The sequence below is a fragment of the Corynebacterium propinquum DSM 44285 genome (assembly GCF_000375525.1).
Taxonomy (GTDB): domain Bacteria; phylum Actinomycetota; class Actinomycetes; order Mycobacteriales; family Mycobacteriaceae; genus Corynebacterium; species Corynebacterium propinquum.
In genome coordinates this window covers 119,720-135,300 of sequence record NZ_AQXC01000001.1, presented here as the reverse complement: position 1 = coordinate 135,300, position 15,581 = coordinate 119,720, and the positions used below count along the sequence as shown (strand labels likewise).

The 15,581-nt window shown below is 55.8% G+C and carries 11 protein-coding genes and 2 pseudogenes; 8 read left to right on the top strand and 5 right to left on the bottom strand.

The window, feature by feature from the left end; all coding sequences use genetic code 11:
- Positions 1-22: 22 nt before the first annotated feature.
- The 8 genes from uvrC (at position 23) to secG (ending at position 8,887) form a co-directional block, all read left to right on the top strand.
- Positions 23-2,056, top strand: coding sequence for an excinuclease ABC subunit UvrC (uvrC, locus tag B142_RS0100625; protein ID WP_026167705.1), 2,034 nt, complete (start codon positions 23-25; stop codon positions 2,054-2,056).
- Between the two features lie 58 nt (positions 2,057-2,114).
- Positions 2,115-2,987: an RNase adapter RapZ gene (gene rapZ, locus B142_RS0100620; protein ID WP_018119601.1), complete on the top strand. Its 873-nt coding sequence runs from the start codon at positions 2,115-2,117 to the stop codon at positions 2,985-2,987.
- Between the two features lie 180 nt (positions 2,988-3,167).
- Complete coding sequence (locus B142_RS0100615; protein ID WP_018119600.1) at positions 3,168-4,217, top strand: gluconeogenesis factor YvcK family protein; 1,050 nt, start codon at positions 3,168-3,170, stop codon at positions 4,215-4,217.
- Positions 4,218-4,305: 88 nt separating this feature from the next.
- The gene (gene whiA, locus B142_RS0100610) at positions 4,306-5,343 is read left to right on the top strand and encodes a DNA-binding protein WhiA (RefSeq protein ID WP_018119599.1); all 1,038 of its coding nucleotides are present in this window, start codon (positions 4,306-4,308) and stop codon (positions 5,341-5,343) included.
- Between the two features lie 54 nt (positions 5,344-5,397).
- Positions 5,398-6,411 carry a type I glyceraldehyde-3-phosphate dehydrogenase gene (gene gap, locus B142_RS0100605; RefSeq protein ID WP_018119598.1) on the top strand — a complete coding sequence of 338 codons (1,014 nt, stop codon included), beginning with the start codon at positions 5,398-5,400 and terminating at the stop codon, positions 6,409-6,411.
- 110 nt (positions 6,412-6,521) lie between these two features.
- On the top strand, positions 6,522-7,736 hold the full coding sequence (locus B142_RS0100600) for a phosphoglycerate kinase (RefSeq protein WP_018119597.1): 1,215 nt from the start codon (positions 6,522-6,524) through the stop codon (positions 7,734-7,736).
- A gap of 49 nt (positions 7,737-7,785) precedes the next feature.
- Positions 7,786-8,565 (top strand): triose-phosphate isomerase, encoded by a 780-nt coding sequence (gene tpiA, locus B142_RS0100595; protein WP_018119596.1) that lies wholly within the window; start codon positions 7,786-7,788, stop codon positions 8,563-8,565.
- Positions 8,566-8,650: 85 nt separating this feature from the next.
- Positions 8,651-8,887, top strand: a complete 237-nt coding sequence (gene secG / locus B142_RS0100590; protein ID WP_018119595.1) for a preprotein translocase subunit SecG — start codon at positions 8,651-8,653, stop codon at positions 8,885-8,887.
- A 140-nt stretch (positions 8,888-9,027) separates the two neighbouring features.
- Here the strand turns inward: secG and pgl are convergent, their stop codons facing one another.
- From pgl to tkt, 5 genes and pseudogenes are all read right to left on the bottom strand, one after another.
- Complete coding sequence (gene pgl, locus B142_RS0100585) at positions 9,028-9,750, bottom strand: 6-phosphogluconolactonase (protein ID WP_018119594.1); 723 nt, start codon at positions 9,748-9,750, stop codon at positions 9,028-9,030.
- Positions 9,750-10,655, bottom strand: coding sequence for a glucose-6-phosphate dehydrogenase assembly protein OpcA (locus B142_RS0100580; protein ID WP_018119593.1), 906 nt, complete (start codon positions 10,653-10,655; stop codon positions 9,750-9,752). The genes pgl and B142_RS0100580 overlap by 1 nt, the downstream gene beginning before the upstream one ends.
- 42 nt (positions 10,656-10,697) lie before the next feature.
- Entirely contained in the window at positions 10,698-12,224 is a 1,527-nt protein-coding gene (gene zwf, locus B142_RS0100575) for a glucose-6-phosphate dehydrogenase (RefSeq protein WP_026167704.1), read from the bottom strand.
- An 81-nt stretch (positions 12,225-12,305) separates the two neighbouring features.
- Positions 12,306-13,370: pseudogene (gene tal / locus B142_RS13920) on the bottom strand (transaldolase); the annotation flags it as partial.
- A 114-nt stretch (positions 13,371-13,484) separates the two neighbouring features.
- Positions 13,485-15,578 (bottom strand): annotated as a pseudogene (gene tkt, locus B142_RS13915) (transketolase); the annotation flags it as partial.
- Positions 15,579-15,581 lie beyond the last annotated feature (3 nt).

Genomic DNA, 15,581 nt, shown 5'->3' with positions numbered 1-15,581 from the left:
GCACCCTAAGTGATCCAGTAGAATGAGCGACCCAGCAACCTACCGCCCGGCGCCGGGGACGATTCCCACGGAACCGGGAGTGTACAAATTTCGCGACGAAAACCGGCGCGTCGTCTACGTCGGCAAGGCGAAAAACCTCCGGGCGCGTCTGTCGAACTACTTTCAAGACATCACACAACTGCACCCACGAACCAGGCAAATGGTGCAGACGGCCAGCTCGGTGGAATGGACAGTGGTTGCCAGTGAGGTCGAAGCACTGCAGCTCGAGTACACCTGGATTAAAAAGTTCGATCCACGGTTTAACGTCATGTACCGCGACGATAAGACTTATCCAATGCTCGCGGTCTCAGTGGGTGAACAAGTCCCGCGCGTGTTTTTTTACCGCGGGCCGCGTAAGCGTGGGGTTCGGTATTTCGGCCCGTACTCGCATGCCTGGGCGGTGCGCGAAACCATGGATTTGTTGCTGCGCGTATTTCCGATGCGCAGTTGCTCTGCTGGGGTGTATCGACGGCATGAACGCTTGGGTAGGCCTTGTCTACTGGGATATATTGGCAAATGCGATGCTCCGTGCATCGGGCGGGTCAGCGTCGCCGAGCACCGGGACACGGTCGATGGTTTGGTGTCGTTCATGCGTGGACGGACAAATGATGTTGTCAAGCGTCTGACCGCAGAGATGGAGCAAGCTTCCGAAGAGCTTGAATTTGAACGCGCGGCCCGCTTGCGGGATGACCTCGGGGCGATTGACAAGTTGATGGAACAACAGACAGTAGTTTTGGGGGACGGGACCGCTGCAGATCTCATAGCTTTTGCCGACGACGAGCTGGAAGCCGCAGTGCAAATTTTCCACGTGCGTGATGGTCGTATTCGGGGCCAGCGTGGTTGGGTCGTCGAAAAGCTCACGGAGCTTCCTGAGCTCATTGAGAATTTCTTGGTGCAGTTTTATTCCGATGCCGCCGAACGCGAAGAACTAGAAGCTGCTGAAGACGCGAAGCTCATTGATCGACGCGGGGTCGATCAACAATCACGCGCAGATAGCCGAGAGCATGTCGGGGCTACGGGACAGACCACCCGGGCTGTTATTCCGCGCCAGATCATGGTGCACACCGAACCCCAGGACAGCAAGCAAGTCTCCACGGTGCTTTCTGATTTACGCGGCGGGCCGGTAGAGCTACGCGTACCGCAGCGCGGCGACAAAAAGGCGCTGATGGACACCGTCTACCGCAACGCCAAGGATGCACTGAAACAACACAAACTCAAACGCGTCGGGGATCTAACCGCACGATCGGCCGCGCTCCAGGATCTGCAATCGGCGTTGTTCTTGGACACCGCCCCGTTGCGCATCGAGTGCATCGATATCTCGCATATTCAAGGTACTGATGTCGTGGCATCATTGGTGGTTTTTGAGGATGGCCGGCCGCGCAAATCCAGCTATCGGCGGTACCGCATCAAAGAAGCAGCAGGCGAGGGACATTCGGACGACGTCGCGTCCATCGCGGAGGTCACCAGAAGGCGGTTCAAACGGCACCAAGACGATAAATTGCACGTCCCAGATGAGGAACTGGAAGCAACGACGTTTTCCGATGAAGACGTCACCGAGGAATCCGCTGATGGCAAGAAATTTGCGTACCCGCCGCAGTTATTCGTCGTCGATGGCGGATTGCCGCAGGTGAATGCCGCGCAAAAAGTCTTCGATGAGCTCGGCGTAGTGGATGTGGCGTTGATTGGTTTGGCAAAACGCCTCGAAGAGATTTGGGTTCCGGGTGATGACGAACCGATAATTCTCCCGCGTGGTAGTGAAGCACTGTACTTGTTGCAGCATATCCGTGATGAAGCACACCGTTTTGCCATCAGTTACCACCGGCAGCAACGCTCAAAACGTCTGCGCAGTTCGGCATTGGATGCGGTGCCTGGGCTGGGCCCGGCCCGGCGCGCAGATTTGGTGAAGCATTTTGGATCCGTGAAAAAGCTGAAGCAGGCGAGTGTTGAGGAGATCACTGAGGTCAAGGGGTTCGGTCCGGCATTAGCGGAAAATATTTATACTGCGCTCCACAAGTAGGTTTACCGGCGTTTTCGGTAAATCGCACCGATGTGATGCACCGACTATGCTGTAAGCCATGACCACATTCGCCACGTCGCCAATTTTACTCACCGGAATGTCCGGTGCCGGGCTGTCTTCGGCTGCTCGCGTGCTGGAAGACAAAGGCTTTTATGTTGCGCATAATCTGCCACCGGAATTGATGGTGCAGCTGTTAGATTTGTGCGCGGATGAGAATTCACCGGTTGACAAAGTTGCCGTCGTGGCGGATGTGCGTTCTCGCATGTTTGGGGGGTCGATTCTGTCCGCCAAAGATGAATTAGAACGCCGCGATATGCCAGTCACGGTGTTGTTTATGGATGCTCGTGACGACGTTTTGATTCGCCGGTTTGATTCCGTGCGCCGGACGCACCCGCTGCAGGAGGACGATACCCTTCAGGTGGGTATTCAGCGGGAGCGGGAAGCGATTTCTGCGTTGAAGGCACGCGCTGATGTGATTATCGATTCCTCAAATCTCTCTGTGCATGATCTGCGTCGTGCGATGGAGGCGAGTTTTGGTTCGATGGGCCTTGATAAGCAACATGTGGTCATTGAATCGTTCGGGTTTAAGCATGGTGCTCCGCGCGATGCGGATCTGATGTTGGACGTGCGTTTTCTGCCTAACCCGTATTGGATCCCGGAGCTGCGGGAATATCGCGGTACCGATGGGCCGGTGGCTGATTATGTACTGGAAAGCCCCGCGGCAGAGAACTTTATCGGAAACTTCGAGAAGATGTTTGATTCGATGCTTTCTGGGTATCGGCATGAAGGAAAAAACTTCATCACCGTCGCTATCGGGTGTACTGGCGGGCATCATCGCTCGGTAGCAATTTCTGAAGAAGTAGCGCGCAGGCTGCGCCAACGCGAGGACCTGGAAATTAACGTTATGCACCGCGATTTCGACAGGTCTTAGGGACCACGATCTAAGCGCCTTTGTGGTTTCCAGGACTCAGTGACTAACAGCGACTAGCAGTGACTAACAACTACTAGCAGTGACCAACAGTCCGAGGTCATAAATCTGCGTATACCCGTAACCGGGCTCGGTTACTCATAATTCACTCATCGATTTACGAGAAGGAATACTAGCTGCAACATGGTTTCGACACCGCCACCTGTACCCGAGACGCCTGCCAATGAACAATTCCACTCTGATAGGCAGCTGCCAGAGCGCATCGCTTCGCTTGGCGGTGGCCACGGTTTGTTCCAAACCCTCAAGGCGGCCCGACGGTTAGGGGCTGAGCACATTTCAGCGATTGTCACGGTGGCGGATGACGGCGGTAGTTCCGGACGGTTGCGTAAAGAATTTGACATGATCCCGCCAGGTGATTTACGCATGGCTCTGGTTGCGTTGTCGGTCAGCGACAGCGAGGAAGCTAAATTCTGGGAACAAACTCTCCAGCACCGATTTGGCGGCAGCGGTGCGTTGGCTGGTCATGCCCTTGGCAATCTGTTGATCACTGCATTAAAAGAGATTCTGGGGCAAGAACAGGCGGCGCTGGATGCGGTGACGCGCTTAACCGGGGCGCAAGGTCGGGTATTGCCGGTGTGTACAGAACCATTAGATATCCAGGCCGATGTTTCAGGTTTGGACGAGGACCCACGCGTGATGCGTTCAGTGCGTGGACAGGTTGCGGTGGCTTCCACGCCTGGCCAAGTACGACGAGTCAGTGTGATTCCTAGTAATCCGCAGATTAATCCTGCGGCGCTTAAAGCAATCGCTGATGCGGAACTTGTGACGATCGGGCCAGGTTCCTGGTTTTCTAGTGTGATACCGCACTTAGTCTTGCCCGAAATCGTGCGCGCGATTAACGAGTGTTCGGGTCTGCGTGTACTGGTGTTGAATTTGAATGGAGAACCCGGGGAGACACAGGGTTTTTCATATGAGCGGCACATCCACGTTCTTGCTCAGCATGCGCCAGGGTTACACGTAGATGTGGTGATTTGTGACTCTGCATCAGTAACCTCGGAAGCAGAACGAGAATATTTGCGCAAAGCCGCGCGAATATTGCAAGCTGAGATGGTTTTTGCCGATGTTCGTGAAATAGACGAAGCAGGCAGGGAAAGTTCCCGGCACGAGGAAGCGAAACTCGCGGATACTTTGCGCGAAGTTTATGCCAAGTTCCTGGTAAACCGGGCAACGTAATATTGGGCTGTGCATTTCCGCGGTTCCGGGAAAATTTAACACCCGGCTAGAAACTATCGACTCATCAGACGAAAGGCAGAGTGCTGCTGTGGGGCTCACAGACCAAGTCAAAGAGGAACTCACTCGGGTGGTTCCTGCTAAGCAATCCGCTCGGAGTGCAGAAGTCGCCGCAATTTTGCGATTAGCGGGAACGATGGAAATCGTCGGCGATATTTTGACGATCGAGGTGGAACTAAGTTCACTATCGGTGGCGCAGCGATTGGCAAACGACTTGGAAGAATTGTTTAATATCACGATTCGTCCCACCGCAGCTGGTCCTGCCAGTGCGCAAAAGAATCCGCGCTACCAACTGAGTATCACCCGGAATGCGAAGATGATTGCCCGTCGGCTTGGGCTGGTGACGAAATCTGGGCATGCGGTAGTGGGCCTTCCCCCGCAGGTAATTTCTGGAACGATTGCTGACAATGAGGCCGCCTGGAGGGGAGCGTTTTTAGCCCAGGGAGTTCTCACGGAGCCGGGTCGTTCCTCGTCGTTGGAAGTTTCTTGCCCGTGTCAAGAAGCAGCTCTTGCCTTGGTGGGCTGTGCGCGCAGGCTGGGAATCGCGGCGAAAACCAAAGAATCCCGCGGCACGGACCGAGTGGTCATACGCGATGGGGAAGCGATTGGTGCGTTACTGAGTCGTATGGGAGCGCAGGTTACGCGCCTGGAATGGGACGAGAAACGCTTGCGGCGAGAAGCCCGGGCTTCGCAGAATCGCTTGGCCAATTTCGATGATGCGAACTTACGTCGATCAGCACGTGCTGCGGTGACAGCCGCTGCCCGGGTGCACCGGGCGATGGAAATTCTTGGCGACGAGGTACCGGAGCATCTAGCGGATGCGGGCAATCTCCGCGTGAAATACCGTCAGGCGTCGTTGGAGGAACTGGGTAAGCTCGGTGATCCGCAGATGACCAAAGACGCGGTTGCTGGACGTATCCGCAGACTGTTATCGATGGCGGATAAGCGTGCGGAAGAACTCGGCATTCCGGATACCTCCGAGGGCATCGACGAGGACCTTTTCGACGACGATTTTGCGGCTACTGAGCACAACAATCACTCCAATGACTCCGAGAGTGCAGAAAACTAAGGGGAAACTCAGAAACGAACAGCGGTTGCTGCCGTCACGCGGTAATATGGCGCTATGACTCGTGTAGCAATTAACGGCTTCGGCCGAATTGGGCGCAGCTTTTTGCGCGCCGTCCTGGAATCGCCGGGAGATATTGAGATTGTTGCCATTAACGACGTGGCGCCGCCGGAAACTTTGGCACATCTGTTGAAGTTCGACACCGTGTCAGGTCCGCTCGCGGCCACCGTTTCTGTCGAATCTGGTGAGGCAAATTCCCTGGTTGTCGATGGGCAGCGTATTGCGTTAACCAGCATCAACGAACCGTCGCAATTGCTGTGGGAAACCCACGACGTCGATATCGTGGTTGAAGCTACCGGCAAATTCCGCTCCAGCGAGCAAGCCCACCCACACTTGGAATCGGGCGCAAAAAAGGTGATTTTGTCGGCACCTGGCAAGGATGTCGATGCGACTTTTGTGTATGGAATCAATTCGGATTCTTACGATTCAACCCAACACGACGTCATTTCCGCAGCCTCGTGCACCACAAACTGCCTGGCGCCAATCGCGTCGATCCTGCATCAGGAATTCGGGATCGCTAGCGGGTTGATGACGACCGTGCATGCCTATACCGGTGACCAGCAGCTTGTCGACGGCCCGCACAAGGACCTTCGGCGGGCGCGTGCGGCTGCACAAAACATTGTTCCGACCTCGACGGGGGCAGCCAAAGCGGTGGGCATTGTGATTCCGGAGCTTGCTGGCAAGCTCGATGGTTATGCATTACGGGTTCCTACACTCACTGGTTCGGCAATGGAGCTGACGTTCCAGGCCGAGCGCGGCGTTACCGTCGACGAGGTTAACTCAGCCATCCAGAAAGCGGCGGAGGGCCATTTGGCAGGAATTGTGCAGTATTCCGAAGACCCATTGGTCTCTAGCGACATTGTTGGCAACGGCCACGGCGCAATTTTTGATGCACCGTTGACGAAGGTTATCGGCGACTCCTTGGTCAAAGTAGTGGCCTGGTACGACAACGAATGGGGCTACAGTAGCCAGTTGCTGCGACTATGCAAACACGTAGGGGCGCAGCTGTAACCTCGGACTGATTGAAGCGTGCCAGAGCTTGTCCGTCGCAAGTAATTGTTCGCTGCAAAATTGTTCGCTGTAGAATCGCACACGAATCTGATCGCGTAAAGGAAGAGACATTGGCATTTCGCAAGCTAGCGCAGTTGTTGGAGCAAGACCTGGATTCCCGCCACGTATTGGTGCGGGCGGATCTCAATGTTCCGCTTACCGACGATGGTGCCATCGCTGATCCCGGCCGTATTACGGCGGCGTTGCCAACTATTCAGGCGCTTGTCGACGCCGGTGCCAAGGTGATTATCGCTTCTCACCTGGGCCGCCCGAAAGGCGAGTTCAACGAGAAGTATTCTTTGGCGCCGGTTGCGGAAGCTTTGTCTGATGCTTTGGGCCAGTGGGTTGCTTTGGCGCAGGATGTGACGGGGGAAGATGCCCATGAACGTGCTAATGGGCTTAACGACGGTGACGTCATGTTGCTGGAAAACGTGCGTTTCGATGCTCGGGAAACGTCGAAGGACGCAGCCGAGCGGGAAGAGTTCGCAGCGGAACTGGCCGCGTTAGCTGCTGATGACGGAGTGTTTGTCTCGGATGGGTTTGGCGTGGTTCATCGCGCGCAGGCTTCGGTCTTCGAGGTTGCTGGCAAATTGGATGCCTATGCCGGGTACCTGGTTGAGGCAGAGCTAGAAAAGCTTTCGGCGGTTGCGGATGATCCGCAGCAGGATTACACCGTGGTGTTGGGCGGTTCAAAAGTCTCCGATAAATTGGGCGTTATTGAAGCGCTGGCAGGCAAGGCGCGCAACATCATCATCGGTGGCGGTATGTGCTACACATTCCTTGCTGCCCAGGGCTATAACGTGCAGAATTCGCTGCTGCAGGAAGACATGATTCCGACGTGCCAACAGTTGCTGGAACGTTTCGGCGACAAGATTTGTCTGCCGGTTGATCTGCTAGCCGCCGATGAATTTTCCGCCGACGCGAATACTCAGGTTGTCGGGCTCGCAGACATCCCAGAAGGCTGGCTGTCCCCGGATATCGGACCGAAATCAGTGGAGAAGTTCGCAGAACTCATTACCGGCTCAAAGACGGTGTTTTGGAATGGTCCCATGGGCGTATTCGAGAAGCAGCCATTTGCACGGGGTACCGAAGGCGTCGCCAAGGCCATTATTGCGGCCACAGATAATGGAGCATTCACCGTTGTCGGTGGAGGGGACTCTGCCTCTGCGGTGCGCGCACTAGGCCTGGATGAAGCTGGATTTAGCCATATTTCCACTGGTGGCGGAGCCTCCTTGGAATTCCTGGAAGGAAAAGAACTTCCAGGCGTCGCTGTCCTGACCCGCTAGAAACTGCCTGAAAAACCCGAACGTTTAGCACCATCACAAGGAGAACCACATGGCACGAACTCCGCTCATTGCCGGTAACTGGAAGATGAACCTCGACCACCTCGAGGCCATCAAGAATATCCAGAAGCTGACGTTTGCTTTGCCGAAAGAGTACTACGAACAGGTCGATATTGCGGTGCTGGCACCATTTACTGATCTACGTTCGATTCAAACCGTGGTCAGTGGCGAGAAAATGAAGATCAGCTACGGCGCACAGAATCTGGCTTCCCAAGAAAAGGGAGCGTATACCGGCGATGTTTCAGCACCAATGCTTGCCAAATTGGGCTGCGAGTGGGTCATTGTCGGCCATTCGGAGCGGCGCCACTATCATCACGAGACCTCTGATCTGGTCTCACAGAAAGCCCAGGTGGCGCATCGACATGGTATCAAGCCGATCGTGTGTGTCGGTGAGTCGCTAGACATCCGGGAATCGGGTAGCTACCTCGACTATATTGTGGAGCAGGCCCGCAATTCCTTGGACGGTTTGGATCCTCAGCAGCTGAAGAACACCGTCGTGGCCTATGAGCCAATCTGGGCAATCGGCACAGGCAAAGCAGCGTCACCAAAGGATGCGCAAGAGGTGTGCAAGGCACTCCGCGGCTTGATCGCTAGGCTTGCAGACGAGGAAACAGCAGAAGCAATACGCATTTTGTATGGAGGTTCAGTGCGCACGGATTCCATCGGGGATATCGTTGCGCAGCCAGACGTCGACGGCGGCCTGGTGGGCGGCGCGTCACTGGATGGCGAAGAATTTGCTAAGTTAGCAGCAGCATCCGTCTCGCAGGTTTAGCAAATCACCCATTCGCTGCCCATTAAGGGTATACTCGACCGTCGGTATACCTATAAACTCGCACTCATTGTGAAGGAACACCTGAATGCAACTAGCGCTGCAGATCATCCTGCTGGTTACAGCAGTATTGATGACTATTTTCATCTTGCTCCATAAGGGCAAAGGTGGCGGTTTGTCGAGCCTGTTCGGTGGTGGCGTGCAGTCTAATTTGTCTGGTTCTACCGTGGTGGAAAAGAACCTGACCCGCTACACAATCGTCCTGGCGTTGATTTGGATTGCAGCGATCGTCGCGTTGAACTTGCTACAGGCTTATAACTTGTAGTTCGCTTAACTTGCACATCGTCATCGCACTAACGACGAACCCACCGGTTGGAATCATTTCCAGCCGGTGGGTTTTTCGCGTGTCGGTGCTTTCCCAGGATTCTAGTGCTTGTGCAGCGATGGGTAGTGCACAAGCATAAATTAGTGCGCGGGGATCACGTCACTAAACAAGAGAGTTTCGATACGTCCATGCACGAGTGTGGCTGGACATGACTTGTCCGGTTCCGCGGTGGAGAGCACCTGCGCGACTGCATCGGATTTATTTTCTCCCGCAGCCAGAAACCAAATCCGGTCAGAATGCGTCACCGCGCGAATACCCAAACTCAGCCGCTCTGCTGGGGGCTTAGGTGAGTCCGTCACCGCTATGACGGTTGCTTCGTTGTCGAGCCCCGCGTGGTGGGGAAACAACGAATTGATATGCCCATCGTCACCGATGCCTACGAGGTGGAGGTCAAAACCCGCGGGCGCAAAATCCGCTAGCACCGCGGCGTAGTCTCGGGCACGATCTGTAAGGTCATCGTTGCCAGCCAGGCCATAACCGTGAATATTGTCTTCGGGAATATTCAGCTGGTCAAGCAAGACACGGCGTGCCAGCCCTTCGTTGGATTCTGGATCGTCGACGGCCAGGTTGCGTTCATCCCCGAAAAAGATCCTGATACGGGACCAATCCAGCTCCGTACCTTTGCTAGCTAGAGCTTCGAGCACCGCGGCTCCTGAAGAGCCACCGGTCAACACCACGCGCACAGTGCCGTCGTCGTGTGCCCCACCTCCGGTTGCGTGAATTTCGGTGACTAAATCAACGAATCGCTGTGCCACCTTGTGCGCCATGTCCTGTTTGTCGGTTGCAGGAAAGACTGTGGTCATTATTGTCCTTTCACGTCGTTGGCTGCACGAAGGGCACGTGCGTATGTATCGTCTGGTTCCAGATGCCGCAATTCTTCAGATAGTCGTTCTGCCCAGCTACGGACGTTGAGCGCGACGAGGCTACGCGCAGCCCCTGGGACGTGGACGCTGACAGTGTGGTTATCAGCGCGGGAGATGCTCAGAGTTTCACCATCATCCATCGTTAAGTGCAGTGCATCGATAGCATGCGGTGAATCCTCATGGCTCACGGCCGTACGGGTTACAGGGATTCCTAAAGCGTCGGCAAGCCAGCCTGCTGCAATGGCGTGCTCGGGACCTTGATTCCCGATGATGGTCACTGAGTGCACGTCGTGGTGTGGGTAACGATCCAGAGCTGAGGCAACGATGCCACGCCACGCGGTGATCGCCGACCACGCGGTATCCGAGTCACCGGGCGCATAGTTGCGGGCTAGTTGCGAAAAGTCCTGGGCGCTTGTGATGCGACGTTGCGCGATCTTTCCTATTGGGTCCGCAGCTGGGTTATCAGGATGCACATTAGGCCACCACGCGACGATAGGTGTATCCGGCAGCAACAACGGGGTGACGATCGACGACGGGTGGTGTGCCATCGCGCCGTTGAGCGTCATGACGACGATCTCAGATGCCCCGGCTTCACCACCAACGCGCAGCTCAGCATCGAGGTAGGTGTCATCGTTAGAGTCAGCCGTCAACAAAATCAGTACCCGGGCCGGGTGCTCGTGCGATGCATCGCGGTTGGCGCGCAAGATGGCCTCAACGTCGTCACTCGCTGAAGCGATGATGATGAGCGTCAACACTCGGCCAGTGGTCAGCGTGTAATGCTCTTGCGCCAGATTAAGCTCGCGGGCAATATCGGTGGTGGTCGTATCCGTGAGGAAATGAATCATGGTTGCTAATTACTCCTTGTGCAGGTCAGTCACGGACACGGTCTACGGGCGCCGCCAGGCATGGCCGCGTCGTGCCAACATCGCATCAGCGCTGGCAGGCCCCCAGCTACCCGCGGGATAGCTTTCTGGTTGGTCTGCATGCTGCCAGTATTCCAGCATCGGGTCTAAAATCGCCCAGCTTAGTTCCACTTCTTTGTTCGTCGGGAACAAACTTGACTCGTCTAGCAGCGCATCGAGGATCAGGCGCTCGTAGGCGGCGGGGGATTCCTCGGTAAATGCCTCTGCGTAGGAGAAATCCATATTCACGTCGCGAACTTCCATACCAGAGCCGGGAACCTTGGATCCGAAGCGCATCAGCACGCCTTCATCCGGCTGCACACGGATAACCACGGTATTTTGTCCATGCTGGGCACCGTTTTTCGCAAAGGGTTGGTGGGGAGCGTGCTTGAAAACCAGCGCGATCTCGGTCACGCGGCGCCCCAAGCGTTTGCCAGTGCGCAGGTAGAACGGCACCCCAGCCCATCGACGTGAATTAATTTCCAGCGTGCAGGCTGCATAGGTTTCGGTGGTCGATTCGGGATCGAAGCCTTCTTCTTCACGCAGGCCTTGGACTTGTTGAGAGCCCTGCCAGCCCGCGGAATATTGCCCACGCGCGGTAGTATGCTCCAGCGGGGTGGCCAGCGAGGTTGCTTGCAGAATTTTCACCTTCTCAGCGCGCAGCGCATCGGGGGTGAACGAAATGGGTTCTTCCATCGCGACCAACGCCAAAAGCTGCAAGAGGTGGTTTTGCATGACATCGCGTGCAGCCCCAATACCATCGTAGTACCCGGCGCGCCCTCCGAGCCCGATGTCTTCGGCCATGGTGATTTGGACGTGGTCGATGTGGCGGGCATTCCAGATCGGCTCAAAAATCGAGTTGGCAAAACGCAGCGCCAGGATGTTTTGAACGGTCTCTTTGCCAAGGTAATGATCAATGCGATAGACCGAATCCTCAGGGAATACCTGGTTGACGATCTCGTTGAGCTCGCGAGCTGAGCTTTCGTCGTGGCCAAACGGTTTCTCAATGATCACCCGACGCCAAGCACCGGGCTCGGTGCTGACCATATTGGTGCGCTCGAGCTGGTGGCATACTTCGGAGAAAAAGCTGGGGGGAATGGACAGATAGTAAGCCCAGTTGCCAGCGGTACCGCGGTGTTGATCTACCTCAGCGATTCGTGCGGCGAGCTGGTCGAAACCGTCGTTATCAAAGCCCCCGGTGACAAATTCCATGCCGGCAGCCAGCTGGCGCCAGACATTTTCCCGGAACGGAGTGCGCGCTCCGTCTTGTACGGCGGCTTTGACGTAATCCACGAAATCGTCGTTGGACCACTCCCTGCGGCCAAAGCCAACCAGAACGAATGCTGAGGATAACAGGCCGCGGTTGGCCAAATCATAAATAGCTGGCAGGAGCTTCTTATAGGCCAAATCGCCTGTGACTCCGAAAATCACCATGCCCGAAGGGCCGGCGATCCTCGGCAGTCGGGAATCGTGCGGATTGCGCAGGGGATTATGCCAAGGATTCGACGTCACAGGCGAATGGTCCTTTCTCAGCCCATAACCATGGGCGGTGTCATGCTATGGAAAGTTAGATGGGGAACTGGCAGGGGTACTTTAGCGCAAACGCTGCGACATAGATTCCAGCAGTTCTTCCCATGCCTTAACGAACTTGTCAATGCCTTCAAGCTCGAGTTTGGCATAGACCTCGGCGAAATCGATGCCTACGGATTCCAGCTGACTAAAGATTGCGCCAGCTTTGTCACCAGCACCAGTCAACGTGTCACCCTTGATAATACCGCTTTCGAGTACGGCCTCCAGCGTTGCTTCCGGCATAGTGTTTACGGTGTCCGGACCAGCCAGTTCCGTTACGTACATGTCGGCAGGATAGTGTGGGTTTTTGACACCAGTCGACGCCCACAGCGGCCGCTGTTTGTTGGCGCCTGGAATGTCAAAGTCCTGGAACTCATCAATAAACAGAGCGTATGCACGTCGAGCGTTAGCGATACCAGCCTGTCCGCGCAGGCTGCGTGCTTCATCCGTGCCAATCTCGTCGAGACGGTTATCGACTTCGGTATCGATCCGGGAAACGAAGAAAGACGCAACCGAGTGAATCTTGGACAGGTCATGGCCGTTGTCGCGGGCTTGTTTGATGCCTTCCTTATAGGCTTGGATGACCTCGCGGTAGCGCTCTACGGAGAAAATCAAGGTGACGTTGACAGAGATTCCTTCTGCTAGGGTCGCGGTGATCGCCGACAAGCCTTCTGGGGTGGCCGGAATCTTGATCATTGCGTTTTCGCGGCCGACTTTCTGCCACAGGCTGCGAGCTTGCTCCAAGGTCTTGTCAGTATCGGCAGAAATTCGCGGGTCAACCTCGATGGAGACGCGACCGTCGGCACCACCAGTGCGTTCATACACCGACGACAAAACGTCGCACGCATCTTGCACGTCGGCAATTGCTAATTCATAGACTGCTTCGTCGGCAGCTGGGTTCTTCTGTGCTAGCTCCGCGATATCAGCGTCGTAAGAATCACCTTTACTCATCGCAGCAGAAAAAATTGATGGGTTCGTGGTCACACCCAAAACCGATTTGGTTTCAATGAGTTCCTTGAGGTTGCCGGAAGTAATGCGCTCGCGGGAGAGATCATCCAGCCAAGTAGCGGTGCCGACCGCGGCTAGTTCCGCGAGTGCAGAATCGGCGTCTGCAGAATCCACGGCATGTGCTGGGGCCAGCGATTCAGAAGCGGTGCCGGAGGTGGTTTTTTCACCCCACCCAGAAACCTTCGAGGCGGCCGGTGCTTGATCCAGAGCCTTCTTCGCCTCAGCGACCACATTGTCGACGCTAAAGCCGAATTTTTCGAAGAGTTCTTCCGCCGGGGCAGAAGCTCCGTAGTGCTCCAAAGAAACTTGGCGTCCATAAGGTGCGGTGTATTTGTGCCATGGCATCGCCAGACCAGCTTCGATGGAGACGCGTGCAGGAACTTCGCGTGGCAATACCGATTCCCGGTAAGCCTCATCCTGTTGCTCAAACCATTCCAGACACGGAGCCGATACCACTCGCGTTGGGGTTCCTTCGGCTTCCAAGCGCTGTGCTGCAGCTACTGCCAGGTGCACCTCGGAGCCGGTCGCAATCAGGATCAATTCTGGCGAGGCGGAGGCTTCCACCAAGACATAAGCGCCCTTGGCGACGCCCTCTGCGGCTTTTTCGGCGGTGCCGTCCAATACTGGAACATTCTGTCGGGTTAACGCCAGCCCCTTGGGGCCTTTCTCCTTCCGCATTGCGGCAACCCACGCTTGGGTAGTTTCGTTGGCATCGGCAGGGCGGATTACCGACAAGTTCGGGATCGCACGCAACGCAGCCAGGGTTTCCACGGGTTGGTGGGTTGGGCCATCTTCGCCCAGGCCGATGGAGTCGTGTGTCCATACGTAATAGGTGTCAGTGCCCATCAACGCGCCCAGACGTACAGCTGGGTACATGTATTCCGAGAAAATCAAGAACGTGCCGCCGTACACGCGAGTGTGTCCGTGCAACGCGATGCCGTTCATGATTGCGGCCATTCCGTGTTCACGGATACCGAAGTGCAAGTTACGTCCCTGCAAGGGATCGGCCTGCCACATATCCGTCGAAATCGACTGTGGACCGAACGACGGTGCGCCCTTGATTACCGTGTTGTTAGAGCCGGCAAGGTCTGCCGATCCGCCCCATAGTTCCGGCAGCTGGGCAGCTAATACCTGGATGGCTTCCGCCGACGCCTTTCGGGTGGCAATGCCTTTGGCATCAGGTTCCCAGACTGGCATATTCTCGCCGAAGTTCTCCGGTAGCTCGTAGGCCGTCATGCGGTCGAATAGCTGTTTGCGCTCAGGGTTTTTTTCTGCCCACGCATCGAAACGCCTCTGCCATGCCTGTTGTGCTTCGGTGCCGCGGTTGACCAGCTCACGCGTGTGTGACAACACCTTGTCATCGACATGGAAATGTTGATCCGGATCAAAACCGAGGAACTTCTTTGTCGCACGGATTTCTTCTTCTCCGAGTGCGGCACCGTGCGATGCGCCCGTGTTCATAGCGTTGGGTGCGGGGTAAGCGATAACAGTTTGTACGCGAATAAAGGTCGGCCGTGACGTGTCTTGTTTCGCAAGCTTGATTGCTTGTTCCAAGGCGGCGACGTCTTCGCCGGAACCTACTTCGAGAACTTGCCAACCGTAAGCTTCGTAGCGCTTAGCGACGGACTCCGAGAATGCAATATCGGTGTCATCTTCAATGGAGATGTTGTTGTCGTCCCAGAAGACAATCAAGTTTCCGAGCTGTTGCGTACCCGCCAGTGAGCACGCTTCGGCGGTTACACCCTCCTGTACGTCGCCATCCGAGCAAATGGTGTAGACGTAATGATCGAATGGGGATTCACCGGCAGGTGCGTCCGGGTCAAATAGACCACGTTCTTTGCGGGCAGCCATAGCCATGCCCACCGATGACGCCAAGCCTTGTCCCAATGGGCCAGTCGTGATTTCGACGCCAGCAGTGTGGCCGTATTCTGGGTGCCCTGGAGTCAATGAACCCCAGGTGCGCAGCTTCTGCAAATCCTCGAGTTCCAAGCCGAAACCACCAAGGAAAAGCTGAATATATTGCGTCAGGGATGAGTGGCCCACGGAAAGTACAAAACGGTCACGCCCAGCCCACTGTGGATCGGCAGGGTTGTGGTTGAGCACACGCTGGTAGAGCGTATAAGCCAAAGGCGCGAGAGACATGGCGGTGCCAGGGTGGCCAGAACCGCAGTTCTGCACGGCATCGGCGGCTAATAAACGCACGGTATCTACTGCGCGGGTATCGGTCTCGCTCCAGTCACTTGGGTAGCGACGTACGGTCTTAGCTTTTAATTTGGGGGACAGTGACACAGC